23 protein-coding genes are annotated in these 23,891 nt (G+C 72.1%); 7 read left to right on the forward strand and 16 right to left on the reverse strand.

Annotation, left to right across the window (positions count from 1 at the left end; genetic code table 11):
• Positions 1-167 precede the first annotated feature (167 nt).
• From D9V37_RS08160 to D9V37_RS08175, 4 genes are read right to left on the reverse strand one after another with little or no spacing between them, the layout of a single operon-like run.
• Positions 168-1,598, reverse strand: coding sequence for a GntT/GntP/DsdX family permease (locus D9V37_RS08160; RefSeq protein WP_121805616.1), 1,431 nt, complete (start codon positions 1,596-1,598; stop codon positions 168-170).
• A complete protein-coding gene (locus D9V37_RS08165; RefSeq protein ID WP_121805617.1) occupies positions 1,595-2,224 on the reverse strand; it encodes a bifunctional 4-hydroxy-2-oxoglutarate aldolase/2-dehydro-3-deoxy-phosphogluconate aldolase in 630 nt (209 codons plus the stop codon). Before D9V37_RS08165 ends, D9V37_RS08160 begins: the two co-directional genes overlap by 4 nt.
• On the reverse strand, positions 2,221-3,774 hold the full coding sequence (locus tag D9V37_RS08170; protein WP_121805618.1) for an N-acyl-D-amino-acid deacylase family protein: 1,554 nt from the start codon (positions 3,772-3,774) through the stop codon (positions 2,221-2,223). Before D9V37_RS08170 ends, D9V37_RS08165 begins: the two co-directional genes overlap by 4 nt.
• Complete coding sequence (locus D9V37_RS08175; protein ID WP_232524811.1) at positions 3,774-4,970, reverse strand: type III PLP-dependent enzyme domain-containing protein; 1,197 nt, start codon at positions 4,968-4,970, stop codon at positions 3,774-3,776. Before D9V37_RS08175 ends, D9V37_RS08170 begins: the two co-directional genes overlap by 1 nt.
• Positions 4,971-5,048: 78 nt before the next feature.
• On the opposite strand from D9V37_RS08175, the gene D9V37_RS08180 reads away from it, so the two are divergent.
• Genes D9V37_RS08180 through D9V37_RS08190 form a run of 3 tightly spaced genes read left to right on the forward strand, consistent with a single transcriptional unit; the run spans position 5,049 to position 7,083 of the window.
• Positions 5,049-5,927 (forward strand): sugar kinase, encoded by an 879-nt coding sequence (locus D9V37_RS08180; protein WP_158604415.1) that lies wholly within the window; start codon positions 5,049-5,051, stop codon positions 5,925-5,927.
• Complete coding sequence (locus D9V37_RS08185; RefSeq protein ID WP_121805621.1) at positions 5,924-6,676, forward strand: IclR family transcriptional regulator; 753 nt, start codon at positions 5,924-5,926, stop codon at positions 6,674-6,676. Before D9V37_RS08180 ends, D9V37_RS08185 begins: the two co-directional genes overlap by 4 nt.
• Entirely contained in the window at positions 6,673-7,083 is a 411-nt protein-coding gene (locus D9V37_RS08190; protein ID WP_121805622.1) for a RidA family protein, read from the forward strand. Before D9V37_RS08185 ends, D9V37_RS08190 begins: the two co-directional genes overlap by 4 nt.
• Before the next feature lie 180 nt (positions 7,084-7,263).
• On the opposite strand, the gene D9V37_RS08195 is transcribed toward D9V37_RS08190, so the two are convergent.
• From D9V37_RS08195 to D9V37_RS08205, 3 genes are read right to left on the reverse strand one after another with little or no spacing between them, the layout of a single operon-like run.
• Positions 7,264-7,710: an SRPBCC family protein gene (locus D9V37_RS08195; RefSeq protein ID WP_121805623.1), complete on the reverse strand. Its 447-nt coding sequence runs from the start codon at positions 7,708-7,710 to the stop codon at positions 7,264-7,266.
• 23 nt (positions 7,711-7,733) lie between these two features.
• Positions 7,734-8,291, reverse strand: a complete 558-nt coding sequence (locus D9V37_RS08200; protein WP_121805624.1) for a hypothetical protein — start codon at positions 8,289-8,291, stop codon at positions 7,734-7,736.
• On the reverse strand, positions 8,285-8,776 hold the full coding sequence (locus tag D9V37_RS08205; RefSeq protein WP_121805625.1) for a SigE family RNA polymerase sigma factor: 492 nt from the start codon (positions 8,774-8,776) through the stop codon (positions 8,285-8,287). The genes D9V37_RS08200 and D9V37_RS08205 overlap by 7 nt, the downstream gene beginning before the upstream one ends.
• A gap of 213 nt (positions 8,777-8,989) precedes the next feature.
• On the opposite strand from D9V37_RS08205, the gene aspS reads away from it, so the two are divergent.
• Both aspS and D9V37_RS08215 read left to right on the forward strand, forming a co-directional pair.
• Entirely contained in the window at positions 8,990-10,297 is a 1,308-nt protein-coding gene (aspS, locus tag D9V37_RS08210) for an aspartate--tRNA(Asn) ligase (RefSeq protein ID WP_121805898.1), read from the forward strand.
• A gap of 32 nt (positions 10,298-10,329) precedes the next feature.
• The gene (locus D9V37_RS08215) at positions 10,330-10,761 is read left to right on the forward strand and encodes a VOC family protein (protein ID WP_121805626.1); all 432 of its coding nucleotides are present in this window, start codon (positions 10,330-10,332) and stop codon (positions 10,759-10,761) included.
• A gap of 31 nt (positions 10,762-10,792) precedes the next feature.
• Here the strand turns inward: D9V37_RS08215 and D9V37_RS08220 are convergent, their stop codons facing one another.
• From D9V37_RS08220 to D9V37_RS08230, 3 genes are all read right to left on the reverse strand, one after another.
• Positions 10,793-11,374: an HAD family acid phosphatase gene (locus tag D9V37_RS08220; RefSeq protein WP_147455897.1), complete on the reverse strand. Its 582-nt coding sequence runs from the start codon at positions 11,372-11,374 to the stop codon at positions 10,793-10,795.
• 89 nt (positions 11,375-11,463) lie between these two features.
• Positions 11,464-12,360 (reverse strand): non-homologous end-joining DNA ligase, encoded by an 897-nt coding sequence (gene ligD / locus D9V37_RS08225; RefSeq protein WP_121805628.1) that lies wholly within the window; start codon positions 12,358-12,360, stop codon positions 11,464-11,466.
• Positions 12,353-13,270, reverse strand: a complete 918-nt coding sequence (locus D9V37_RS08230; RefSeq protein ID WP_232524812.1) for an ATP-dependent DNA ligase — start codon at positions 13,268-13,270, stop codon at positions 12,353-12,355. The genes ligD and D9V37_RS08230 overlap by 8 nt, the downstream gene beginning before the upstream one ends.
• A 22-nt stretch (positions 13,271-13,292) precedes the next feature.
• Here D9V37_RS08230 and ku point away from each other — a divergent pair, with 22 nt between their 5' ends.
• Positions 13,293-14,252, forward strand: coding sequence for a non-homologous end joining protein Ku (gene ku / locus D9V37_RS08235; protein WP_121805630.1), 960 nt, complete (start codon positions 13,293-13,295; stop codon positions 14,250-14,252).
• A gap of 10 nt (positions 14,253-14,262) precedes the next feature.
• Here the strand turns inward: ku and D9V37_RS08240 are convergent, their stop codons facing one another.
• Together D9V37_RS08240 and D9V37_RS08245 are read right to left on the reverse strand one after the other, a co-directional pair.
• Positions 14,263-14,748 (reverse strand): hypothetical protein, encoded by a 486-nt coding sequence (locus tag D9V37_RS08240; protein WP_121805631.1) that lies wholly within the window; start codon positions 14,746-14,748, stop codon positions 14,263-14,265.
• A gap of 48 nt (positions 14,749-14,796) precedes the next feature.
• The gene (locus D9V37_RS08245; RefSeq protein ID WP_121805632.1) at positions 14,797-15,486 is read right to left on the reverse strand and encodes a L,D-transpeptidase family protein; all 690 of its coding nucleotides are present in this window, start codon (positions 15,484-15,486) and stop codon (positions 14,797-14,799) included.
• A 57-nt stretch (positions 15,487-15,543) separates the two neighbouring features.
• Between D9V37_RS08245 and D9V37_RS08250 the strand changes: the two genes are divergently transcribed.
• Entirely contained in the window at positions 15,544-17,031 is a 1,488-nt protein-coding gene (locus D9V37_RS08250) for an MFS transporter (protein WP_121805633.1), read from the forward strand.
• A 12-nt stretch (positions 17,032-17,043) separates the two neighbouring features.
• Here D9V37_RS08250 and D9V37_RS08255 read toward each other — a convergent pair whose 3' ends face one another.
• From D9V37_RS08255 to D9V37_RS08270, 4 genes are read right to left on the reverse strand one after another with little or no spacing between them, the layout of a single operon-like run.
• Positions 17,044-17,418, reverse strand: coding sequence for a type II toxin-antitoxin system VapC family toxin (locus D9V37_RS08255; RefSeq protein WP_121805634.1), 375 nt, complete (start codon positions 17,416-17,418; stop codon positions 17,044-17,046).
• Positions 17,415-17,612, reverse strand: a complete 198-nt coding sequence (locus D9V37_RS08260) for a type II toxin-antitoxin system VapB family antitoxin (RefSeq protein WP_121805635.1) — start codon at positions 17,610-17,612, stop codon at positions 17,415-17,417. Before D9V37_RS08260 ends, D9V37_RS08255 begins: the two co-directional genes overlap by 4 nt.
• A 26-nt stretch (positions 17,613-17,638) precedes the next feature.
• Positions 17,639-18,904 (reverse strand): ArgE/DapE family deacylase, encoded by a 1,266-nt coding sequence (locus D9V37_RS08265; protein ID WP_232524813.1) that lies wholly within the window; start codon positions 18,902-18,904, stop codon positions 17,639-17,641.
• 22 nt (positions 18,905-18,926) lie between these two features.
• Positions 18,927-23,780: an NAD-glutamate dehydrogenase gene (locus tag D9V37_RS08270; RefSeq protein WP_121805636.1), complete on the reverse strand. Its 4,854-nt coding sequence runs from the start codon at positions 23,778-23,780 to the stop codon at positions 18,927-18,929.
• Positions 23,781-23,891 lie beyond the last annotated feature (111 nt).

Consider the following 23,891-nt stretch of genomic DNA (forward strand, 5'->3'; position numbering starts at 1 on the left):
TGGTTCGGCCGGGGCGTGGCAGGCGCGGAACGATCCCGCAGGCGCGAACCGGACCGGTCGGAGATACCGGACACGTGAGTGACGGAAACCGCCCTTCGGTGACCTGCTTTCACCCAATTCGCAGGGCGGTTTCCCCGCCTAGGCGGGGAAACCGCCCAACCGCGAGGTCACAGCAGCAGCCACAGCACCTGGGTCAGCACCAGCCCGACGACGGCGATGATCGTCTCCATCACCGTCCACGTCTTCAGGGTCTGGCCCACGCTCATGCCGAAGTACTCCTTCACCAGCCAGAAGCCCGCGTCGTTGACGTGGGAGAGCGCCAGGGAGCCGGCACCGATGGCCAGCACCACCAGGGCGAGGTGGGTGGCGGAGAGGTCGGAGGCGAGCGGCGCGACGATGCCCGAGGCCGTGACGATGGCGACCGTCGCCGAGCCGGTGGCCACGCGCACCAGGACGGCGATGATCCAGCCCAGCACCAGGGCCGAGAGACTCGCGGCCACGGCGACCTTGCCGATGGCGACGCCGGTGCCGCCGTCGACGAGCACCTGCTTGAAGCCGCCGCCGGCGCCGACGATCATCGTGGCGCTGACGATGGGCTTGAGGCTGTCGGCGAACTTGGTGGTCACCTGGTCCAGCGACATGCCGACGCCGGTGCCGAAGGTGACCGTGGCCAGCAGCACCGCGATCAGCAGCGCCACGATCGGCTCGCCCAGGAACTGCAGCAGCGGGTAGATCCAGGCCTTCTCGCTCATCCAGATCTCGGCCGCGGCGCGGATGAGCATCAGCACCACCGGCGCGAGGATGGTGGCGATCGTGAGGCCGAAGGTCGGCCGCCGGGTCGAGCGCTCGTCAGCCCCGTCGGCGTCGCGGTCGTCGGCGGCGAGCAGGCCACCTCCGGCACCCTCGGCCCCGATCGGCACCAGGCGCGCGGCGAAGCGGCCCCACACGGGACCGGCCAGGATCACCGTCGGCACCGCGCAGACCAGGCCGAGGGCGAGGGTGATGCCGACGTCGGCGTGCAGGTTGCCGATGGCCGCGAGCGGGCCGGGGTGCGGCGGGATGAAGCCGTGGAGCACCGAGAGTCCAGCCAGGGCAGGGATCCCGAGCAGCATCGCGGGCGCCTTCGAACGACGGACGGCGAGCATGATGACCGGGATCAGCAGCACCAGGCCGATCTCGAAGAACATCGGGATGCCGATGATGAACGCCACCGCGGCCATCCGCCACGGCAGCCCGCCGCGGCCGCCGGAGAGGATCTTGTCGACGATCTCGTCGGCGCCGCCGGAGTCGGCCAGCAGCTTGCCGAGCATCGCGCCGAGCACGATGAGGACGCCGACGTTGCCGAGCACCGCGCCGACCCCGGTCTCGAAGGACAGCGCGAGGTCGGTCAGCTTGATGCCCGAGCCGATACCGACGAACAGCGAGCCGATCGTGAGCGCGAGGAAGCCGTGCATCTTCAGCGCCACGATGAGCGCGACGATCAGCGCGATGCCGAGCACGGTGACGACGACGACCTGGGTGTCGTGCCCGCTCCACGGTTCGTGGATGAGCTTGAGCGTGTCGTCGTCGGACGCCAGCGGGGCGAGCAGCGGGTTCATGCGGTGACCTTTCCGAGAGCGGCGACGAAGTCCGTCGCCTTGCTGGTGATCGCGGACCAGCGGCCGTGGACGACGTCGTCGCCGCTGACGACGGAGGTGCCGGCCGTGACGGCCAGCGCGCCCGCGGCCAGGTAGTCGGCGGCGTTGGAGGCGTCGACCCCGCCCGAAGGCACCAGGGCGACGTCGGGCAACGGACCGTGGAGGTCGGCCAGGTGGCGCGGGCCCACGGTGCGCGCGGGGAAGATCTTGACGACGTCGGCCCCGAGCGCGACCGCGGTCATGACCTCCGAGGGCGTGAGCGCCCCGAGCATCACCGGCACGCCCGCGGCGTGGGCGGTCGCGACGATGGCGGCGGCGTCCGGGCCGAGACCCGGGGTGACCAGGAACCGGGCACCGGCCAGCACGGCCTGCTCCGCCTGCTCGGTGCTGAGCACGGTGCCGCAGCCGACGAACGCACCGGCGTCGACCGCGGCGCGCAGCAGGTCGGTGACCCCCGGCGTGGTGAAGGTCAGCTCGACCACGCGGATGCCGCCGACGGCCAGGGCGTCGGCGAGCGCCACCGGGTCGTCGATGCGCGGGGCCCGCACGACAGCGAGGCAGCGGTCCTGGGTCAGGAGGTCGATCATCGGCTCGAACCTCGGCGACCCGATCCCCTGCGACGCAGCGCCCTCCCCGGCATCGCGGCGGTGCGGCGACCGTCGGACACCACGCTCTCGCCAGCCACCCAGACCTCGTCGATGCCCTCGCACTGGCGGCGCGGGTCGGCATAGGTGGCCGTGTCTCGCACGCGGTCGGGGTCGAGCAGCACCAGGTCGGCGGCATGGCCCTCGCGGACCAGGCCGCGGTCGGTCAGCCCGAGCCGGGAGGCGGGACGGCCCGTGAGGTGATGGACGGCCTCGACCAGGTCGAGCACGCCCTGCGCCACGTAGTGCCCGAGGTAGCGCGGGAAGGTGCCCCAGGCGCGCGGGTGCGGCCGCTCGCCGACGAGGATCGCGTCGGAGCCACCGCAGTGTGTGCGGTGCCGCATGATCGTGCGCACGTTGTCCTCGTGACCGACGTGCTGGAGCACGGAGGTGGCGAGCCGGTCGGCCTGCAGCAGCCCGACGGCGTCCTCGAAGTCGCGCACGTAGGTGCCGGCGCGCTCGGGCACCGAGGTGCCGCTGACCTGCACGGTGCTCCAGTCGACGACGCAGCCGTGGCAGCCGTCGCTGCCGCTGACCTCGACGTCGTGGCGTATCCGCTGTGCCTGCTCAGGATCGGCTAACCGCTCGAGCACCGCCGTCGGCCCGCCGGAGGAGGCCCAGCCCGGCAGCAGCGCGGCCAGCGTGGTGGCGCCGGCGAGATACGGGTAGCTGTCCAGGGTCAGGTCGAGGCCGCGCTCGAGCGCCGCGTCGAGCATCGCGACCAGCTCGGGGGCGCGGCCGCGGTTGGGCTCGAAGTTGAGGGTGGCGTGGGTGAGGTGGAGCGGGCAGCCGGTGCGCTCGCACAGCTCGATCATCTCGGCGTACGCCTCGAGCGCGCCGGCGCCGTAGGAGCGGTGGTGCGGGCTGTAGTAGCCGCCGTGCTCGGCGACGACGCGCAGCAGCGCGGCCAGCTCGGCATCGTCGGCGTACATGCCGGGCGCGTAGGTCAGCCCGCTGCTCATGCCGAAGGCGCCCTCGCTGAGACCCTGGGCGAGCAGGTCGCACATCGCGTCGATCTCCGCGGATGTGGCCGGCCGGTCGTCGGCGCCCACCACCATCAGCCGCAGCGTGCCCTGCGGCACCAGGTACGCCGCGTGGCAGGCGATGCCCTCGTCGAGCCGGGCGAGGTAGTCCGCCACGGTGTCCCAGCCGGCCTCGGCGCAGTCGCCGTTCCAGCCGGCGATCTGCTGGCGCAGCACCACGCGGGTGGGCTCGTCAGTGGGCGCGAAGGAGAGTCCGTCCTGGCCGAGCACCTCGAGCGTGACGCCCTGGCTGACCTTGGCGGTGTGCTCGGGCTCGGTGAGCAGCACGACGTCGGAGTGGGCGTGCATGTCGATGAACCCCGGGCACAGCACGCGACCGCGCGACTCGACCACGTGGGCATCGCGGACCGGCTCGAAGGTGATGCGGCCCTCGACGATCCCGACGTCGGCGGTGTAGCCCGGCTCCCCAGAGCCGTCCACCACCAGTGCGTCGCGGACGAGCGTGCGCATCAGAAGTACGTCCGTACGACGTCGACGACCACCGGGTCCTCGGCGTCGACGTCGTCGAGCACCGGGATGTAGGCCCACTTGTCGAAGGCGGTGCAGGGGTGGGAGAGCCCGAGCCGCACCACGTAGCCGATGCCGATCGGTGCCCGGTCGGCATCGAAGCGCGCGAAGGCGTGCTGGTCGTTGAGGGCGATGATGCGGACGCCCTCGGCGTTCTGCACCTCGGGCAGGCCCTCGTCGTAGGGCAGGTCGCGCTTGCCGGCGTCGAGGATCGCCAGTCCTGGCTCAGGTTGCGAGCTGACCCGGCCCCAGCCGTGGATGGCGGGTCGCAGCGCCGGACCGGACGTGCGCGGCTGCTCGCCGAGCGGCGAGACGTGCCGGTAGAAGCCGTCGTCGTGGGCCACGTAGGCGCCGCTGCGGAGCACGAGGCGAGCGTCCTCCACCTCGCCGAACACCTCGTCGACGACGTCGAAGTAGGCACTGCCGCCGGCCGTGAGCACGGGCTCGGTCTCGTAGCGGCCGACCAGCGAGCGATGCACCTCGACCAACGAGCGCAGGTATGCACGCACGGTCTCGCGGCTGGCCTCGTCACGGTCGTGGGCCAGGGCGCCCTCGTAGCCGGCGACGCCGGCCAGTCGCAGGTTGGGAGCCGCGAGCACTGCTCTCGCGACCTCTGCGGCCGTCTGCGCCGACCGCGCTCCCGTCCGTCCGCCGGCGCCGCCGACCTCGACCAGCACCGCGAGGGCGGCGGCGTCGGGCAGTCCGCGCGCCATCCGCTCGACCGTCTCCACCGCGTCGGCCCACACCAGCACCTCCTGCTCGGGATGCGCGGCGATCTCCTGCAGGGCGGGGACGTGGAGGATCGGGTTGGCCACCAGCACACGCGGGATCTCGAAGGCCCGGGCCACCCACAGCTGCGCGGCGTTGGCCACGGTGATCGCCCACGCACCTGCGTCGAGCTGCTCGCGCCACAGCTGCGGGGCCATGGTGGTCTTGCCGTGCGGGGCGAGCTCGTAACCACGCTCGCGACACCACGCCGCCAGCACGTCGCGGTTGTGGTCGAGGGCCACTCGGGAGAGCGTGAGGAGCGGCGTCGGCATCTCGCGCAGCAGCGTGCCGCGGACCTCCGCGAGGGTGCGGCCCCACCACGCCGGTGGGGCGCACTTGACCCACGGATCGATGCGGTCGGACGGTTCCACGAGACTCCCAACCCAGCGATTGCACAATGTGCAATGCATGTTGCGCGATGCGAAGGCACATGCCTAGCATCGCCATCGATGAGCGGTCAAGGAGTCGTGTGCCTGGGTGAGGCCCTGGCCGTGCTGGACGCCGTCGGCGATCGCACCTGGCGCGCCGGCGTCGGCGGCGCGGAGGCCAACGTGGCCTGGGGTCTGGCCGTCCTCGGCGTGCCCGCGACCTTCGTGACAAGGCTGGGCGCTGATCCCTTCGGCGACCTGGTGCAGGCCGACCTCACCGCAGCCGGCGTGCGCGTGCTGGGCGCGCGCGACGAGGTCCGACCGACCGGCGCCTACGTGAAGACCGCCGCGAGCCGCATGCACTACTACCGCTCCGGCTCGGCCGCCTCGGCGATGTGCGCCGACCTGCTGGACCGGCCCGACGTCGCCGAAGCGCTGGCGCAGTGCGCCGTCGTGCACACCTCGGGCATCACGGCCGGCGTGCTCGCCGACGACACCCTGCTGCACCGGCTCGTCGGCGAGCGTGACCGTCTCGGCTTCACGCTCTGCGTGGACCTCAACTGGCGCCCCGCCCTGTGGCACGGCCGCGACCACGACGCGTTGGTCGACCTGCTCTCGCTGGCCGACGTCGTGCTCCTGGGCGCCGACGAGGCGCTCGCCGCTCTCGGCACCGCCGACGTGGCGGGCCTGCGCTCACGACTTGGGCCACGGCCCCGGCTGGTGCTGAAGTCCGACGCCCACGAGGCCACGGAGGTCGAGCCGTCCGGGGCGAGCACCACCGTGCCCGCGTTGAGCGTCGACGTCGTCGAGCCGATCGGGGCCGGCGACGGCTTCGCGGCGGGCTACCTCACCGGGCTGGTCGAGGGCCTCGACCCCGCCGAGCGGCTCGGCCTGGGCCACCGGGTGGCGGCGTCGGTGCTGACCCACCGCGGCGACCACCTGCTCGAGGATCCACGATGAGCCAATCGGTGGCACGGGCGCTGCAGATCCTCGGTGAGCTGGGCGAGGGCCCGCGCTCCCTCGACGAGCTCGCGGCCCGGCTCGAGGTGCACAAGAGCACCGTGCTCCGGCTGCTGCGGACCCTCGAGCACGACCGGTTCGTCCGCCACGACGAGCAGCACCGCTACTCCCTGGGCTCGCGCCTCTTCGACCTCGGAGCCGTCGCGCTCGAGCACCACGCGGTGCGCGACCTCGCACTCCCCCACCTCACTTCTCTCGGCCGCACGACCGGCGGCCAGGCGGTGCACCTTGCCGCACTCGAGGGGCACGACGCCGTCTACCTCGCCAAGGTCGAGAGCACCAGCCCGGTGCGCATGTACTCGCGCGTGGGTCTGCCCGCGCCCGTGCACGCCACCGCCGTGGGCAAGGTGCTGCTGGCCGACCTGCCGGCGCGACGGCTCGACGCCGTGCTCGCCGGCCTCGACCTCGCCCCCTTCACCTCGCGCACCATCACCGACGCCGGCGCCTTCCGCGCCGAGCTCGACCTGGTCCGCGAACGCGGCTGGGCCGAGGACGCGATGGAGCACGAGGAGTTCGTCAACTGCATCGGCGCTCCCGTGCACGACCCGGGCGGCCGGGTCGTCGCCGCGGTGTCGGTCTCTGTGCCCACCGTGCTGCTCGAGCGCGACGGCGTCCACGACCTGCTCCCCCACCTGTTGCAGACCACGTCGGCCATCGAGGCGGCGTGGTCGGGAAAGGAACCCTCATGACCCGCACCGCCGTGACCACCTCCGACGCGCCGGCCCCGGCCCACACCTTCTCCCAGGGCGTGCTCGCCGGCGGACTGCTGCAGGTCTCCGGCCAGGGACCGGTGGACCCCGCCTCCGGGGAGTACGTCTTCGCCGGCGACGTCGCCGCGCAGACCACCCGCACCCTGCAGAACGTCGAGGCGATCCTGCTCGCCGGCGGCGCCTCGCTGGCCGACGTCGTCATGCTGCGCGTCTACCTGACAACCCGCGACGACTTCGCCGCGATGAACCAGGCGTACGGCGACTTCCTCGCCGAGCGGCTCGGCGCGCACGCCGTCCTCCCCGCGCGGACCACGGTGATGGTGGGCCTGCCGCGTGAGGAGATGCTGGTGGAGATCGACGCACTGGCCACCATCGACCGGACCTGACGCGGCTGCGGTCGGCGGTGGGGTGATCTCGACGCGCGGCTCGCCAGCTGCTCGATCACCACAGCCGGCCCCACGACCGAACCCACCTGCACCCACCGTCAACACCCTTTGACGACCCACCCACGACACTCCGGTGGTCGAGCCGGGCAGCGGCATTCACCGTCGGCGGCGGGGTGATCCCTACGCGCGGCCGGCCAGGGCCGCCAGCCGCTCCAGCGAGGCCGCGAGCATCGCGGGGGTGGTGGCGCGGGCGCGCTCCTCGCGGTGGGGGTCGGTGAGCTGCGACCAGTCGTAGGTGTGGGTCACACGGGTGCGGGCGGCGTCCAGCGGCTCGAGCTCCCAGCGCCAGAGGTGGCCGGCGACCGGCTGTCCGGCGGTGGCCGGCCGCCACGCGATGAGGCGGGGCTCCTCGAGCTCGACCACGTGGTTGTCGCGGTCGGTGCCGCCGGTCAGGGTGGTAACGAAGACGTCGCCGACGGCGCGCACGCGGGGCGAGATCGAGAAGGCGAGGTTGTCGTTGCCGTCCCACTCCGGCTGCCGGGCCGGGTCGGCGATGAGCTCGAAGAGCACGTCGGCCGGGGCGTCGATCTCACGGCTCGCGGTCACCACGCGCGCGTCGTCGTCCACGCGAGCAGTCAACCACCGCGGCCTCACTTCGTGGCGGACGTCCCGGTGCGCCACAGCTCGAGGAGCTGCTGGCGGGTCAGGTCCGGAGAGACCAGCGCCATCGGCCGGCCGTCGTTGCGCGAGGGCACGGTGACCCAGATCGCCTCCCGGTCGGTGCCTGGGTAGTGACCGACGGCAGCCTCGACGCCGTCGGCGTTCCGCACCCGGCTGGCATCTGTCGGGACCGGCACCGGGTCGGTCACCAGGGCGGCGACGGCGTGAGCGGCGTCCACCCCGGCCGGTGAGGTCATCAGGTAGCCGGCGAAGCGGATGGTCGAGGACGGCGTGCCCAGCGACGTGGTCACGACCGTCGGGCTCGGCGGCGCGGCGTGGGTGCCCGGTGAGTGCGGTGATGGCGCCGCACCCGGCTGGCCGGCCACGACGACTCCCATCGCCGCAGCACCGGCCAGGGAGACCGCCGGCACCAGGACCAGCGCCGGGCGCGGGCGGGGCGGGGCGACCGGCCGGGCGTAGTGCAGGTCGGCGGTCGCGTGCTCGAAGCTGCGCCGCAGCCGGGTGGTGATCTCGTCGTCGGTCAGCATGGTGACTCCTGTTCGGTGAGGGCGTGCCGGAGCCGTTCCAGCGCGCGGGAGGTCTGGGACTTGACGGTGCCGGTGGAGCAGCCGAGGGTCTGAGCGGTCTCCTCGACGCTGAGGCCCTCGAAGTAGCGGAGCACCAGGACGGTGCGCTGGCCCGGCGGCAGTAGGCGGACGACGTCCAGCACGGTCGGGTCGGCGCCCGTCTCGACCGACACCGGCTCGGGCACGCCGTCCCACGCCGTCTCGACCGGACGGCGCGAGAGGCCGCGCCAGCGGTCCTTGGCCAGGTTGACCAGCACGCGCCGGGCGTAGGCCTCCGGTGTCCGCCGGGCCGCACGCCAGCGGCGGGCGGTGCGGAGCAACGTCGTCTGCACCAGGTCCTCGGCGTGACCGCGGTCGCCGCACATCAGGTAGGCCGTGCGCAGCAGCCGGTCGGAGGAGCCGCGCACGAACTCCTCGAACGCACGACGGTCGTGGCTGGCGATCATGCCTGGATAACTCCAAGGAATCCGATGGGGTTGTCGGCGGGCTCCGGATATCCTGCTGCCGGCTCGACGTGAGGCCTGACAACCCTCGCTGACGTCGGCCCGCGCGTCACGGCGTACCGACGAGAGGCCGATCCGATCCGGGTCGGCGAAGGTGTGGTGGCACCGCGATCTAGCCCCCGCCCACACCTCCAGGGCCCATGACTGGAGGTGGAGATGACACGCACGTTGAACGACTCGCTCGCGCACGCCGAGCCCGGCTCGCAGGTCACCCTGCAGGGCTGGGTGCACCGGCGCCGAGAGCTGGCGTCGGTGACCTTCCTGGTGCTGCGCGACCGCACCGGGCTGGCGCAGGTCGTGGTCGCGCCGGGGACGCCGGTGCCGCCGGAGGAGACCACGGTGGAGGTCACCGGCACCGCGACGGCCAACCCGCAGGCGCCGGGTGGCGTGGAGGTGACCGCGCCGACGATCACGTTGCTCACCGAGCCCGCCGAGACACCACCGGTGGAGCTGTGGCGACCGACGCTGGACACCTCGCTGCCGACGTTGCTCGACCACGCGCCGGTCACCTGGCGCCACCCGGCGCAGCGGGCCCGGTGGGAGCTGGCCGCTGCCAGCCTGCGCGGCTTCCGGGCGACGCTCGACGCAGCGGGCTTCACCGAGGTGCAGTCGCCGAAGTTCGTGGAGTCGGCCACCGAGTCCGGCTCGAACGTGTTCGAGGTCGACTACTTCGGCCGGCCGGCGTACCTGGCGCAGAGCCCGCAGTTCTACAAGCAGCAGCTGGTAGGCGTCTTCGAGCGGGTCTACGAGGTCGGTCCGGTGTTCCGCGCGGAACCGCACGACACGGTGCGTCACCTGGCCGAGTACGTCTCGCTCGACGTCGAGCTGGGCTTCGTCCGCGACCACCGCGACGTGCTGGCGGTGCTGCGCGACGTCGTCGCCGGCATGGCCGACGGCGTGCGCCGCTGGGCCGCGGCGGCGATCAAGCGGCTCGGTGTCGAGGTGCCGGTCGTGCCCGAGGAGATCCCGGTGATCGGTTTCGCCGACGCGCTGCGACTGGTCGGCGCACCCGAGGACGAGCCCGACCTGGCGCCGGAGCACGAGCGGGAGATCGGTGCCTGGGCGAAGGCGGAGCACGGCTCGGACCTGGTGGCGGTCGAGGGGTACCCGATGGCCAAGCGGCCGTTCTACACCCACCCGTGGTCTCGAGACGACGCCGCCGCGCCTCCTCGACCGACCGGCCATGCGGGCTGGTCGAACAGCTTCGACCTGCTCTTCCGCGGGCTGGAGCTGGTCACCGGCGGCCAGCGGCTGCACCGGCCGGGCGACTACGACGCGGCGCTCCGGGCGCGCGGCGAGGACCCGGCGGACTACGCGGCCTACCTGCAGGCGTTCCGGCACGGCATGCCGCCGCACGGCGGGTTCGCGATCGGGCTGGAGCGCTGGACGGCACGGCTGGTGGAGGCGGCCAACGTGCGCGAGGTGACGCTGTTCCCGCGCGACCTGCACCGGCTGACGCCCTGATTGCGCTTCCGGCACACGGGTACGGGGCGGACATGGCACTCATTGACAGCTCGGGCTTCGGCCATGTCCGCCTCACCGTCACCGACATCGCTCGATCGAAGGAGTTCTACGACCGCCTCTTCGGGTTCGAGGTCGCGGCCGACAACTCGGCCAAGGTCGATGACCCCGGCGTCCGCGAAGACCCGGCGCAGTTCTACGGCGGCGTCGTCTACCAGACCCCGCAGGGCACCCTGTTCGGGCTGCGACCGGTGGGGTCCTCCTCCTTCGACGCCGACAGCACGGGACTGGACCACGTGAGCTTCGCGGTGTCCTCCCGCGCGGACCTGGAGGCGGCCGCCGAGGCGCTCACGCAGGCGGGCATCGAGCACGGCGAGGTCACCGACCTCACCGACGCCGGCATGGCGATCCTGTCGATCCAGGACCCCGACGACATCAACCTCGAGCTGGCCGCACCGCTGTCCTAGAGGGCGCTCGGGCGGGCGCTCTCCTGGGCGGTCAGCTCAGCTTGCCGGCGTAGCCCGGGAGGCGGAAGCCCTTCTCGTAGTCGCCGCCGACGAAGTCGGTGGCGCGGTTGCCGACGTTGGCGATGATCGTGTAGCCGTCGGCGTAGAACTGGGCCCGGCAGCGCTGCTTGCTGTGCGTCAGCGACTCGCCGTGCTGGCGCCCGCAGATGCGGGTGTAGTCGTACCCGGCCTTGGTCAGCACCTTGGAGATCGCGCCCAGCTGGTCGGCGTAGCGGCCGGTGTTGAAGAACAGCGTGACGCCGTGCTTGGTGGCGTAGCGGGCGAACCGCTGCGTCACCGGCACCGCCTTGGGGTAGGCGTAGTGGGACTGGATCGAGGTGTTGTCGATGTCGAGGTTGATGGCGAGCTTCTGGCCCTTCTGCTGGGCGTCGACCCGCTGCCGGACATAGGCCTGCGAGCCCTTCATCGCCCTCACCGTGTCGGCCAGCCAGGCCTTGCGTGTGGGGAGGGGTGCGGCGCCGGCCGAGGCCTGCACCCCCATCACCAGGCTGACGACGACGGCGACCAGCGCGGCTCCGGTCCGAGGCGAGAGGTGGCGCAGGCGAGCAGACATGCCGAGCACGGTATCCCGGAAAGGGAGGTTTGCGACGCTGCTGCGCGGGAACAGAGAAAGTAGTCCGCCGTATCTCGGGAGCGGCGGACTCACGCTGTCCCGAACAGATCGCCGTCGGCGGCGACCCGTTCGAGGACCTCCTCGTAGCGCAGCTGCTCCAGCTCCAACGGGTCGTCGGCCCCGGCCTCGATCTCGGCCCAGGTGCGCGGGGCGGCCACCGTCGGCCGTTCGCGGCCGCGCAGGGAGTACGGCGAGACGGTGGTCTTGGAGCCGGCGTTCTGCGACCAGTCCAAGAAGACCTTGCCGCTGCGGCGCGACTTGGTCATCGACGACAGCATCAGCGCCGGGTGCTGCTTCTCCAGCTCCTGGGCGATCTCGTGCACCCACGCCCGGACGTCGTCGGGGTTGCCGAGGTCGACCGCCGCATAGAGATGGATGCCCTTGCTGCCGCTGGTGACCGGGTAGGCGGTCAGGCCGTCGGCGGCGAGCCGGTCGCGGACGATGAGGGCCACCTCGGCGCACTCCCCCGTGCCGGCTCCCTCGCCCGGGTCGAGGTCGATGACCAGCCGGTCGGGGTTGCGCGGCTGACCGTTGCGGCCCACCGTCCACTGGTGCACGTGCAGCTCCAGCGAGGCCAGGTTGACCAGGTAGGTCAGCGCGGCGAGGCCGTCGACGATCGGGAAGCGCAGCGTGTCGGCCTGGCCCGAGGCGCTGCGCGAGCCGGTGGTGGGCACCTTGGCCGTCCGCAGCCACGACGGCGCACCGGCCGGTGCGTTCTTCTCGAAGAAGCTGCTCTCCTCCACCCCGTGGGGCCAGCGGATGCGGGTGACCGCGCGGTCGGCCAGGTGCGGCAGCAGCACGGGCGCCACCTGGGCGTAGTAGTGGAGCACCTCGCCCTTGGTGGTGCCGGTGCGCGGGTAGAGCACCTTGTCGAGGTTGGAGATCTTCAGCGTGCGGCCGTCGACCTCCACCTGCATCTCAGCCATCGACGTCCTCCCGCACGCCCCGGAACGACGGCTGGCGCAGCCGGCCGTCGGCGGTGATGCGCAGGTAGTCCACGTCGACCACGACCTGCGGCTCGACCCACACCGTGCCGAGCGCGTCGACGCGCGGCACCTCGACGAACGGACTGTCGGCGCGTCGCAGTGGTTCGAGCAGACGGGCCACTGCCCGCCCGGAGCGACCGGCCAGGCCGCTGCCCACCCGGCCGCGGAAGACCAGCCCCGACCCGGTCCGCTCGCCGAGGAGCACCGCCCCGAGCCGGCTGGCGCTGTCGGTCTCGAACCGGTATCCGCCCACCACGTAGGAGCCGGTGGTGCGCAGCGGGAACTTCAGCCAGCTGCGGCTGCGCGCGCCCCACTCGTAGCGCGAGGTCACCTTCTTCGACACCACGCCCTCCAATCCCTGCTCGCGCACGCCGGCCAGCAGCGCCTCGCCGTCGCCGTAGGTGGGCGGCACCTGCCAGGAGACGTCGTCGAGGCCGAGCGCCTCCAACCGCTCGCGGCGGACCGCCCACGGCTCGCGGCTCAGGTCGCGACCCTCGGCCCGCAGGACGTCGAAGGCCAGCAGCGTGATCGGTGCGGTGTCCGCCAGCCGTCGCGCCTTGCCTGCGTTGGTGAGGTGGATCCGGTCGGCCAGGCCGGCCAGGCTGGGCACGCCGTCGCCGAGACGGACGATCTCCCCGTCGAGCAGCAGGTCGCAGCCGGCGTGAGAGAGCGCCTGGAGCTCGGGGAACGCCACGCTCACGTCGCGCTCGGTGCGGGTCCAGACCCGTACGCGCTCGCCGACGTCGACGAGTGCTCGGATGCCGTCCCACTTCACCTCGTGCGACCACGCCTCACCGCGCGGCACGCGCTCGCCCTTGGTGGCGAGCATCGGACGACCGGGGGCGGGCACGCGTCGACCCTATGCTGGTGCTATGCGATCGATCTGGAAGGGCGCGGTCTCGTTCGGGCTGGTCAGCGTGCCGGTGAAGCTCTACTCCGCTACCGAGAGCAAGGACGTCACGTTCCGCCAGGTGCACGTCACCGACGGCGGCCGGATCAAATACCAGCGGATCTGCTCCCTCGACGGCGAGGAGGTGCCCTACTCCGACATCGCGAAGGGCTATGAGACCGAGGACGGCGAGATGGTCATCCTCGACGACGACGACATGGCCGACCTGCCGGTCACCGGCAGCCGCGAGATCGGCGTCGAGAAGTTCGTGCCGAGCGACCAGATCGACCCGATGCTGTTCGAGAAGAGCTACTACCTCGAGCCGGAGAAGACCGGCGTCAAGCCGTACGCCCTGCTGCGCCAGGCGCTCCTGGACTCCGACCGCATGGCGCTGGTGACCATCGCGATCCGCAACCGCACCTCGCTGGCCGTGCTCCGCGTGCGCGACGACGTGATCGTGCTGCAGACGATGATGTGGCCCGACGAGATCCGCCAGCCCGACTTCGGCGGCCTGGACGCCGAGGACGCCAAGCCCAGCGAGGTCAAGATGGCCACCATGCTGGTCGAGACGCTGGCCGGCGACTTCGACGCCTCCGAGTACGAGGACGACTACCGCGAGGCCGTCGAGGCGCTGGTGAAGGCCAAGATCGAGGGCGGCGAGGTCAAGCGCACCCCGGAGACCACCAAGACCTCCGGCGAGGTCGTCGACCTGCTGGCCGCGCTGCAGAAGAGCGTCAACGCGGCGAAGTCCAAGCGGGGCGAGGCTGTCGACGACACCGAGGACACCGAGGACACCGACGACACCGACGAGAAGCCGGCGGCGAAGAAGACGACCAAGAAGGCGCCGGCCAAGAAGGCGGCCGCCAAGAAGACCGCGGCGAAGAAGACCACCACCAAGAAGGCAGCCGCCAAGAAGGCGGCCCCGGCGAAGAAGAGCGCCTGAGCCGACCTGCCTACCGGGCCGCGAGCTCCTGGTTGCGTCGCACGGAGTCGACGAAGCGCGCCTGTTGGCGCAGGTGCAGCCGTCGGTAGCACAGGCCGAGGAGCAGTAGCAGCGCGTCGAGAACCAGCGACAGCCAGCCGAAGACTCCCACGTCACCGGTGACAACGGTCGTGACCGCTGCTACCGACGCCAAGAACACCAGCGTGCGCGAGACGGACCTGTTCGCCGCCATCCGGCCACTGGCGGCGGCCAGCGCCTGGCCGCGCTGGACGGCGAACGGAGCCAGCCGCGACGACCGTGTCGCCCGACCCGCCGCATTGGCGCGCCACAGTGCCCACCGGTCGCGCCAGGGCAGGCTCCGGGCCACCGATCGCCACTCCTGCAGGCCGGTGCCGCCGAACCAGCGCTCCTGCAGCCGGCCCCTGAGCACCAGGGCCAGCACCACGATCAGGGCGACCGGGACGAGCCCCACGACGATGAGCCAGGTCGTGGACACGACGCGACCTCATCACGCTCAGCACGCTCAGGACAAGAGCGAGCCGACCTACCGCCCGATCGCGATGACCGGCTTCGCAGCCGGGTCGAGCCGGGCCAGCAGCGACCTCATCATCCAGCGCGGCACGGAGACGCAGCCGGCGGTGGGGCCCTTGCCGTTCACGTGCAGGAAGATCGCGAAGCCCTTGTGGCGCACCTGCTTGGCGTTGAAGCCGATCGGCACGACGTACTCGTACTGGCTGGCGTAGTCGATCAGGTGCTCGGAGGCGTCGGCGTCGCTGCTGGGCAGCCACCAGCGGAAACCGCCCTCGCTCTTGGCGCGGAACTGGTTGTAGAAGGCTGAGCTGTTGTCGCCGACCCAGTAGTCGCCGTCGGTGAGGCGCCGGTAGGGCAGCCGCCAGGCGGGGTCGGCCTCGTGGGTGCCGAAGGCCGAGGCGAGCGAGAAGGTGCCCAGCGGGATCGTGCCGCTGCCCTGGTGCCGCCGGTTGCCGGCCACCAGGCCGCCGTAGCCGGTGCGGGCGTCGTTGCTGCGGATCACCTTGGCCCACCGGCCGTCGGTGAGCTGCCACAGCGTCGCCCGAGCGTGGTAGCCGTGGGTGTGCCGCACGGTGAGCACCTGGGTGGCGCCGGCGGGCAGCCGTACGGCGACGCCGTCCAGTCGCAGCGCCGGCGCGGCGCTCGCGGGAGCGATCGTCACGGCCAGCAGAGTCGTCAGCAGCAGGACAAACCGGGCGCGCATGCGGAGACCGTACCGGGAGAACGTGTGCGGCGCGGGGATGTCGGGTAGTGGTCGGCCATGGCCAGCTCCGTGGAGACCGGAACGATCCAGACCGACGTGCCCGCCCGGATGGACCGGCTGCCGTGGGCCCGCTGGCACTGGCTGATCGTGGTCGGGCTGGGCACGGTGTGGATCCTCGACGGGCTCGAGGTGACCATCGTCGGCTCGATGTCCGATGCGCTGAAGCCGAGCAGCACCGGCCTGGGCATGGACTCCACCGACATCGGCATCGCGGGCGCCGTCTACGTCGCGGGAGCCTGCATCGGTGCGCTGTTCTTCGGCCAGCTCACCGACCGGTTCGGCCGCAAGAAGCTGTTCATGCTCACGCTCGGCGTCTACGCCGTCGGCACCGTGCTCACGGCGTTCTCGATGAACCCGCTGTGGTACTTCGTGTGCCGCGCCATCACCGGCACCGGCATCGGCGGCGAGTACGCCGCGATCAACTCCGCCATCGACGAGCTGATCCCCAAGGCCTACCGGGGCCGCGTCGACGTGGCGATCAACGGCTCGTTCTGGGTGGGCGCCGCCGCCGGCTCGCTGTTGACGATCCCGCTGCTGGACCCGAAGGTGCTCGACCCCTCGTTCGGCTGGCGGCTGGCCTTCGGGCTGGGTGCGGTGCTCGCGCTGGGGATCCTGTTCGTGCGCCGCAACGTACCGGAGAGCCCGCGCTGGCTGTTCATCCACGGCCGCGAGCAGGAGGCCGACGAGGTGGTGGCCGGCATCGAGCGCACGGTGGCCGACGAGGACGGCGTGCAGCTCGAGCCGGTGGAGGAGACCATCACCATCCGGCAGCGCCGCACCATCCCGCTCTCGCTCATCGCCCGCACCGTCGTCACGATGTACCCCAAGCGCACCGTGCTGTGCTTCTCGCTCTTCTTGGGCCAGGCATTCCTCTACAACGCCTTCTTCTTCACCTACGGCGACACCTTGTCGACCTTCCTGGGCGTGAAGCAGACCGGCTGGTACCTCGCGGTCTTCGCGGTCAGCAACTTCGTGGGCGCGCTGGCGCTCTCGCCGCTGTTCGACTCCATCGGCCGGGTGCGGATGATCACCGGCACCTACGTCGTCTCCGGCGTGCTGCTCGGCGTCACCGGCCTCTTCCTGGGCGACCTGTCGGCGATCGGGCTGACCGCGTGCGGCGCGGTGGTCTTCTTCATCGCCTCCGCCGGCGCCAGCGCGGCGTACCTGACGGCCAGCGAGGTCTTCCCGATGGAGACCCGGGCGCTGTGCATCGCCTTCTTCTACGCGATCGGCACGGCCGCGGGCGGCATCACCGGACCGCTCATCTTCGGCAAGCTGATCGACAACGCCTCGGCGGACAAGGACATCACCGGCATCGCGGTGGGCTACTTCATCGGCGCCGTGCTGATGATCGGCGCCGGCCTCGTGGAGGCGTTCCTCGGCGTGCGGGCCGAGGGTCAGTCGCTGGAGAACATCGCCAAGCCGCTCACCGCGGAGGAACCGGACCGCAGCAGCGCGCCGTCAGCACCGCCAGCGCCCGCGTGAGGAAGCGGCCGCTCAGGTCGACGCCTCGACGTGGGCCACTCCCAGCTCGCGCGCGGCCTGGGCCAGCCGCCGATCGCGGGTCCACAGCGTGGCCCCCGGCGTGACGCGCACCGACCCGAGCAGCTGCGCATCCACTGCGCTCAGCCCGCGGCCCCACAACCGCTGCGCGTCGACGAACCCCAGCAGCTCGTGATGCCCGACCCGGACGAAGCCGACCAGGTGCGAGAGCAGCGCCAGAATCGTCGTGCGGTTCACGATCGACCCGAGCGCGAGCTCTTCCACTACCGCCGGATGACACCTGACGGCGTCGTCGGCCAGCCGGTCCGTCAGCTCCCGGACCGGCCGGTGGAGGTGATCGATCCACACCGAGGTGTCGACCAGGATCACGCTGCTCCGTCGCGGCGACGCGGCCCTGCCGAGGCTTCGGGGTCCGACCCGCCGAGCGCCGCGAGCCGTCGTGCGCTCTCGACCCGGACCAACGCCTCGAGCCCGGCGCGGAGCAGGGCCGATCGCTCGGCGATGCCGGAGAGCTCACTCGCGCGCGCGACGAGCTCGTCGTCGATCGTGACGGTCGTTCGCATGCATCGCATCTAGCATCAGATGATGCTCAACGAACGCCGCAGCAGCGCGCCGTCAGCACCACCAGCGCCCGCGTGACGGCCACGACGTCGGCCAGCTCCACGTGCTCCAGTGGGGCGTGGGCCAGCCGGGGGTCGCCCGGCCCGTAGTGCAGGGTGGGGATGCCGCCGACGCCGGAGTAGAGCCGCAGGTCGCTGCCGTAGACCTCGGCGCGCACCGGCGGCTCCACGCCGTCGGTGTCGACGACGGCCGCGGTGGTCGCGGCCACCAGCGGGTGGCCGGGGTCGAGCCGGCCGGAGGCGAACTGGCCGCCGGGCCAGGTGACGACGGGTCGGTGGTCGCGCAGCCACGGGTCCTTGAGGCTGGCCTCGGTGACGACGTCCTCGAAGGCCGAGCGCGCGGCGGCGGGGTCCTCCCCCAGCATCACGCCGTAGCGGCCCTCGGCCACCAGCCGGTCGGGCACGCTGCTGGCCCAGTCGCCGGCGCTGACCAGGCCCACCGAGAGCGAGTAGGGCAGCGTCCGCTCCCCGAAGAGCGGGTCGACGTCGACGTTGCGGGCGGCCTCGAGGTCGAGCAGCGCGCGGTGCACGGGCAAGAACGCCTCGAACGCGCTCTGCCCCTCCTGGCGCAAGCTGCCGTGGGCCGAGCGTCCGGGCACCTCGATGCGGAAGGTGAGCGCGCCCGCGTTGGCCACGACGAGCCGGTCGCCGGTGGGCTCGGTGAGCACCGCGGCGTCGCCGCGGTGCCCGCGCCGCAGGGTCGCGAAGGCGCCGAGGCCGCCGTCCTCCTCACCGGTGACCGCGTGCAGCGCCAGTGGCCGCTCCAGCGTGACCCCGGCGGCGCGCAGGGTCTCCACGACGGCCAGGTTGGCCGCGAACCCGGCCTTCATGTCGCACGCGCCGCGGCCGTAGAGCCGGCCCTCGTGCACCTCGGCGGAGAACGGATCGGTCAGGCCCCACGCCGAGGGATCGCCGGGCGGCACGACGTCGAGGTGGCCCTGCAGGATCAGCGCGGGCGTCCCCTCGTCGGTCGTGCCGACCAGGCCGAGCGCCCGCTCGCGCTCCACCTCGGCGCCCGGGAACCACGGGTCGGCGGCCAGCTCGTCGAGGTCGATCTCCCAGCGGTCGATCGCGAGCCCCGCCTCGGCGAACATCTGCGCCGCGACGTCGACGACGTCGACCTCGCCCTGGGTGCCCGAGACGCTCGGCACGCGCACCAGCGCCGCCAGCCGCTCGACCAGCAGGTCCTCGTCGAGGTGGTCCAGCAGCCGGCGCTCGGTCTCGGTCAACGACACGCGCGTGACCGTACGCGAACTCTCAGGCGAGCAGCGAGCGGACCACGCGCAGGCCCACGGAGAGCCGGGCCAGGTCGGCCGACTCGTCGCTGCAGATCTCCTCCAAGGTGGCGACCGCCCGCGAGACGACGACCTCCTCCTCGGACTCCCAGTCGGTCACCCGGGCCGGGGCGCCGTCGTCGGGCGACGTCGCGGCCAGCACCTGGGCCGTGAGCTGGGTGTGGACGCCGTGCAGGTCGTCTCGCAAGGCCGCGCGGGCCATGGTCTCCCAGCGGTCCGTGCGCGGCAGCGCGAGGATCCGGGCCACCAGCGTGGGCAGCCCGAGCCGCTCCCCCAGCGCGAAGTGCACGCGGGCGACCTCGAGGGGGTCCAGGCCGTCGCGCGAGGCGGTCTCGACGATCCCGATGATCATGTACGCCGGCGGCATCGCGGCCACGCGGGCGGCGAGCTCGGCCGGGACGCCCTGCTTGACGTACTCGTCGCGCCGCTCCTCGAAGGCGACGAGCTCGCGGCCGGTCATGACGTCGGGCAGGGCCGCCAGCACGCGCTGCGTCATCACGTCGAAGTGGTCGACGATGGCCTCGCTGTCCAGCGGCGGACGGCGGTTGTTCACCAGCCACCGCGAGGCGCGCTCGGCCAGCGTGCGCACCTCCAGCCGCATCCGGGTCTGCACCGCGGCGTCGACCCGGTTGTCGAAGCCGTTGATCTCACGACGCAGCGCCTCGGTGCCGAACACCTCGCGGGCGATGAAGTTGGCGCGGGTGAGCTCGGCCGGCGTGGCGCCGGTCTCGCCGCCGAGGCGGTGGAGGTAGGTGATGCCGGCACCGTTGACCAGGTCGTTGACGATCTGGGTGACGATGATCTCGCGGCGCAGCGGGTGGGCCTCCATGGCCGACCGGTAGTCCTGCCGCATGGCGTGAGGGAAGTAGGAGTACAGGTCGTTGCGCAGGAACGGGTCGTCGGCCAGGTCGGTGGTGAGCAGCTCCTCGGCCAGCCCGATCTTGGCGTAGGCCAGCAGCACGCACAGCTCGGGATCGGTCAGCCCCTCGCGGCGCTCGATGCGCCCGGCGTTCTCGCGACGGCTCGGCAGCCCCTCCAGCGCCCGGTTGAGGCGGCCGTCGGCCTCCAGCTGCCGCATCCAGCTCTCCTGCACGTGCAGCAGGTCGGCCGCCTGGTGCATCGAGTTGGCCAGCGCCAGGTTCTGCTCGTAGTTGTCGGCCAGCACCAGCGAGCCGACCTCCTCGGTCATCGAGGCCAGCAGCTCGTTGCGGTCGTCCTCGCTCAGGTCGCCGTCGGCGACGACCCGGTCGAGCAGGATCTTGATGTTCACCTCGTGGTCGGAGGTGTCGACGCCCGCGGAGTTGTCGATGAAGTCGGTGTTGAGGCGACCGCCGGCATGGGCGTACTCGATGCGGCCGAGCTGGGTGAGCCCGAGGTTGCCGCCCTCGCCGACGATGGCGCAGCGCAGGTCGCGACCGTCGACGCGGATGGCGTCGTTGGCCTTGTCGCCGGCCTGCGCGTCGGTCTCGTCGGAGGCCTTGACGTAGGTGCCGATGCCGCCGTTCCACAGCAAGTCGACCTCGCTGAGCAAGATGGCGCGCATCAGCTCGGGCGGCGAGAGGGCGACGACGTCCGCGGCCAGCCCGAGCGCCGCCCGGACCTGGGCGCTGACCGGGATCGACTTGGCGGCGCGAGAGTAGATCCCGCCGCCCTCGGAGACCAGGTCGGCGTCGTAGTCCTGCCAGGAGCTGCGGGGCAGGTCGAAGAGCCGGCGGCGCTCGGCGTAGGAGGCGGACGGGTCGGGGTTCGGATCGAGGAAGATGTCGCGGTGGTCGAAGGCGGCCACCAGCCGGATGTGCTCGGAGCACAGCATCCCGTTGCCGAAGACGTCGCCGGACATGTCGCCGATGCCGACGGCGGTGAAGTCCTGGGCCTGGCAGTCGATCCCGCGCTCGCGGAAGTGGCGCTGCACCGAGACCCACGCACCGCGCGCGGTGATGCCCATCGCCTTGTGGTCGTAGCCGACCGAGCCGCCCGAGGCGAAGGCGTCGCCGAGCCAGAAGCCGTAGCTCTTGGCCACCTCGTTGGCGATGTCGGAGAACGTGGCGGTGCCCTTGTCGGCCGCGACCACGAGGTAGGAGTCGTCGGCGTCGTGACGCACCACCAGGCCCGGCGGCACGACGGCGCCGCCGACCAGGTTGTCGGTGACGTCGAGCAGCGCGGAGATGAAGGTGCGGTAGCAGGCGATGCCCTCGGCCAGCCAGGCGTCGCGGTCCTTCTGGTCGGGCAGCTGCTTGCACACGAAGCCGCCCTTCGCGCCCACCGGCACGATGACGGTGTTCTTGACCATCTGCGCCTTGACCAGCCCGAGCACCTCGGTGCGGAAGTCGTCGCGCCGGTCGGACCAGCGCAGCCCGCCGCGGGCGACCGCGCCGAAGCGCAGGTGCACGCCCTCCACGCGCGGGGAGTAGACGAAGATCTCGAAGCGCGGCCGCGGCTCGGGCAGGTCGGGGATCTGCGAGGGCTCCAGCTTCAGCGACAGGTACGGGTGCGGCTCGCCGTCGGCGCCGGGCTGGAAGTAGTTGGTGCGCAGCGTGGCCCCGATGAGCGCCAGGTAGGAGCGCAGGATCCGGTCCTGGTCGAGCCCGGCGACGTCGTCCAGGGCGCGGGTGATGCGGGTGACCAGCTCCTCGCACTTGGCCACGCGCGACTCGGCGTCGGCGGCCAGGCCGTTGCGGCCGGGGTCGAACCGGGCCTCGAAGAGCGCCACCAGGTAGCCGGTGATGTCGACGTTCGCGGCCAGGGTCTCCTCGATGTACTCCTGGGAGTACGGGGTGTTGCCCTGCCGCAGGTAGCGGGCGTAGGCGCGCAGCAGCATCGCTTGTCGCCAGGTGAGCCCGGCGCCGAGCACCAGCGCGTTGAAGCCGTCGCTCTCGGCCTGGCCGCGCCACACCGCCTCGACGGTGTGCTGGAACGGCTCGAGCGCGGCCTGCGGCCAGGGCCGGCCCAGGTGGAGGCCGAAGTCGTAGATGTGGGTGGGCTGGTCGAGCCCGGTGAGCACGTAGGGCCGCTCGTCGACGATCTCGACGCCCATCGCGGTCAGCATCGGCAGCACCTGCGAGAGCGAGAGCGAGGGCCCGGTGCGGAAGATCTTCAGCCGCGCCTCGCCAGCGCCCGCGTGCTGCGGGGTGAGCAGCAGCTGCAGGTCGTCCTCGCCCATCGACACGATGCGGCAGAGGTCCTCGGCGCCGGTGGCGGCGTCGTAGTCCTCCTTGTAGGCCTCCGGGAACGCCTCGGAGTAGCGGCGCACCAGCTGCGGACCGTCGTCGGTCTCGCGCTCCAGCACGCTGGCGGCGAGGTCGTCGGTCCACGAGCGCGCGGCCTGCGCCAGCTCCTGCTCCAGCGCGCCGGTGTCGACGTCGGCCAGCTCCTGGCCCTGCGGCGGCCGGGCCACGAACTGCAGCCGGGCGGCGAAGGACTCGGTGACCCGCGCGGTGTAGTCGACGCTGTCAGCGCCCAGCCGGTCCTTGAGGATCGTCGAGATCCGCTCGCGGACCGAGGTGTTGTAGCGGTCGCGGGGCAGGTAGACCAGGCAGGAGAGGTAGCGGCCGTAGCTGTCGCGGCGCAGGAACAGCCGCAGCTGGCGCCGCTCGCGGGTCTGGGCGACAGCGTCGGCGATGCGGACCAGGTCCTCGGCCGGGGTCTGGAACAGCTCGTCGCGCGGGTAGGTCTCCAGCACGTCCATGACGGCCTTGCCGGCGTGGCTCATCGGCTCGTAGCCGGCCAGCGCGATCACGCGGCGGGCCTTCTCGCGCAGCATCGGGATCCGGGTGACCGACTCGGTGTAGGCGGCCGAGGAGAACAGTCCGAGGAAGCGCTTCTCGCCGACCACCTCGCCGGCGGCGTCGAACTTCTTCACCCCGACGTAGTCCAGGTGCACCCGGCGGTGCACGGTGGCGCGGGAGTTGGCCTTGGCCAGCACCAGCAGCTGCTTCTCCCGCGCTCGGCCCGCGACGGCGTCGGCCAGCCGGCCGGCGTCGGCCCCGCCGTCGGGGTCGCCGCGCAGGATGCCGAACCCGGTGCCGGGCACGGCCCGCAGGAACGTCCCGTCCTCGCGATCCTCCAGGTCGTACTCGCGGTAGCCGAGGAAGGTGAAGTGGTTGTCGGCCAGCCACAGCAGGAAGTCGCGGGTCTGCTGGACCTCCTCGCCGGTGATCGCGCTCGCGGGCGACGGCGGGTGCTCGGCCAGCTCCTCGACCAGCACCCGTGCCTGGTGGTGCATCCGCGGCCAGTCCTCGACGGCCTCGCGGACGTCTTGGAGCACCTTGAGCAGCGCGGCCTCCACGGCGGCCTGCTCGGTGCCGTCGCCCTCGGGCAGCCGGTCGATCTCGACGTGCATCCACGACTCGCGCTCGACGTCGTGCGCCCCCGTCGCGGCGTCGTCGGCCAGCACCTGCTGCAGCTCGCCGTCGACGCCGCGTCGCACCACGAACTGCGGGTGGAACAGGGCGCGCACCTCGTGCCCGGCGGCGTCGAGCGCCATGCTCACCGAGTCGACGAGGAACGGCATGTCGTCGGTGACCACCTCGACCACCGTGCGGCCGCCGACGCTCCAGCCGTCGCGGTCGCGCAGCGGGGTGAGCAACCGCACCACGGCGGTGCCCTGCGGCCGGTTGCCGGCGGTGCCGAGGTGGTGCAGCACGGCGGCACCGAGGTCGCGCGACGTGCGGTCGATGATGTCCTCGGCCGGCACGTGGCGGTAGTAGCCCCGGATCAGCGCCTCCAGGTCCACCCCGTCGAGGGTGGGGAGGTTCTTGGCCTGCGCGAACAGGTCGTTCAGCAACGCGTCTTTGCGTGCGTCAAGGCTTGCGGACACGCTTCGAGGTTAGCCCCGCACGAGCGGGCGCAGGCGAGCGACGTGCGGGGCCGACCTCGAAGCGTCCAGAACTTCTCGCGCGCGAAGACGCAGGAGCCGAGACGTCGCCAC

Source organism: Nocardioides mangrovicus (assembly GCF_003674065.1).
Lineage (GTDB): Bacteria > Actinomycetota > Actinomycetes > Propionibacteriales > Nocardioidaceae > Marmoricola > Marmoricola mangrovicus.

Excerpts from the sequence above, each read along its gene's own strand:
- D9V37_RS08220 (WP_147455897.1), bottom strand. The coding sequence starts at position 11,374 with ATGTCTGCTCGCCTGCGCCACCTCTCGCCTCGGACCGGAGCCGCGCTG.
- D9V37_RS08170 (WP_121805618.1), bottom strand. The coding sequence starts at position 3,774 with ATGCGCACGCTCGTCCGCGACGCACTGGTGGTGGACGGCTCTGGGGAG.
- D9V37_RS08165 (WP_121805617.1), bottom strand. The coding sequence starts at position 2,224 with ATGATCGACCTCCTGACCCAGGACCGCTGCCTCGCTGTCGTGCGGGCC.
- ku (WP_121805630.1), top strand. The coding sequence starts at position 13,293 with ATGCGATCGATCTGGAAGGGCGCGGTCTCGTTCGGGCTGGTCAGCGTG.
- D9V37_RS08205 (WP_121805625.1), bottom strand. The coding sequence starts at position 8,776 with ATGATCGCCAGCCACGACCGTCGTGCGTTCGAGGAGTTCGTGCGCGGC.
- D9V37_RS08245 (WP_121805632.1), bottom strand. The coding sequence starts at position 15,486 with ATGCGCGCCCGGTTTGTCCTGCTGCTGACGACTCTGCTGGCCGTGACG.
- D9V37_RS08215 (WP_121805626.1), top strand. The coding sequence starts at position 10,330 with ATGGCACTCATTGACAGCTCGGGCTTCGGCCATGTCCGCCTCACCGTC.
- D9V37_RS08250 (WP_121805633.1), top strand. The coding sequence starts at position 15,544 with ATGGCCAGCTCCGTGGAGACCGGAACGATCCAGACCGACGTGCCCGCC.
- ligD (WP_121805628.1), bottom strand. The coding sequence starts at position 12,360 with ATGGCTGAGATGCAGGTGGAGGTCGACGGCCGCACGCTGAAGATCTCC.
- aspS (WP_121805898.1), top strand. The coding sequence starts at position 8,990 with ATGACACGCACGTTGAACGACTCGCTCGCGCACGCCGAGCCCGGCTCG.
- D9V37_RS08260 (WP_121805635.1), bottom strand. The coding sequence starts at position 17,612 with ATGCGAACGACCGTCACGATCGACGACGAGCTCGTCGCGCGCGCGAGT.
- D9V37_RS08190 (WP_121805622.1), top strand. The coding sequence starts at position 6,673 with ATGACCCGCACCGCCGTGACCACCTCCGACGCGCCGGCCCCGGCCCAC.
- D9V37_RS08200 (WP_121805624.1), bottom strand. The coding sequence starts at position 8,291 with ATGCTGACCGACGACGAGATCACCACCCGGCTGCGGCGCAGCTTCGAG.
- D9V37_RS08185 (WP_121805621.1), top strand. The coding sequence starts at position 5,924 with ATGAGCCAATCGGTGGCACGGGCGCTGCAGATCCTCGGTGAGCTGGGC.
- D9V37_RS08180 (WP_158604415.1), top strand. The coding sequence starts at position 5,049 with ATGAGCGGTCAAGGAGTCGTGTGCCTGGGTGAGGCCCTGGCCGTGCTG.
- D9V37_RS08160 (WP_121805616.1), bottom strand. The coding sequence starts at position 1,598 with ATGAACCCGCTGCTCGCCCCGCTGGCGTCCGACGACGACACGCTCAAG.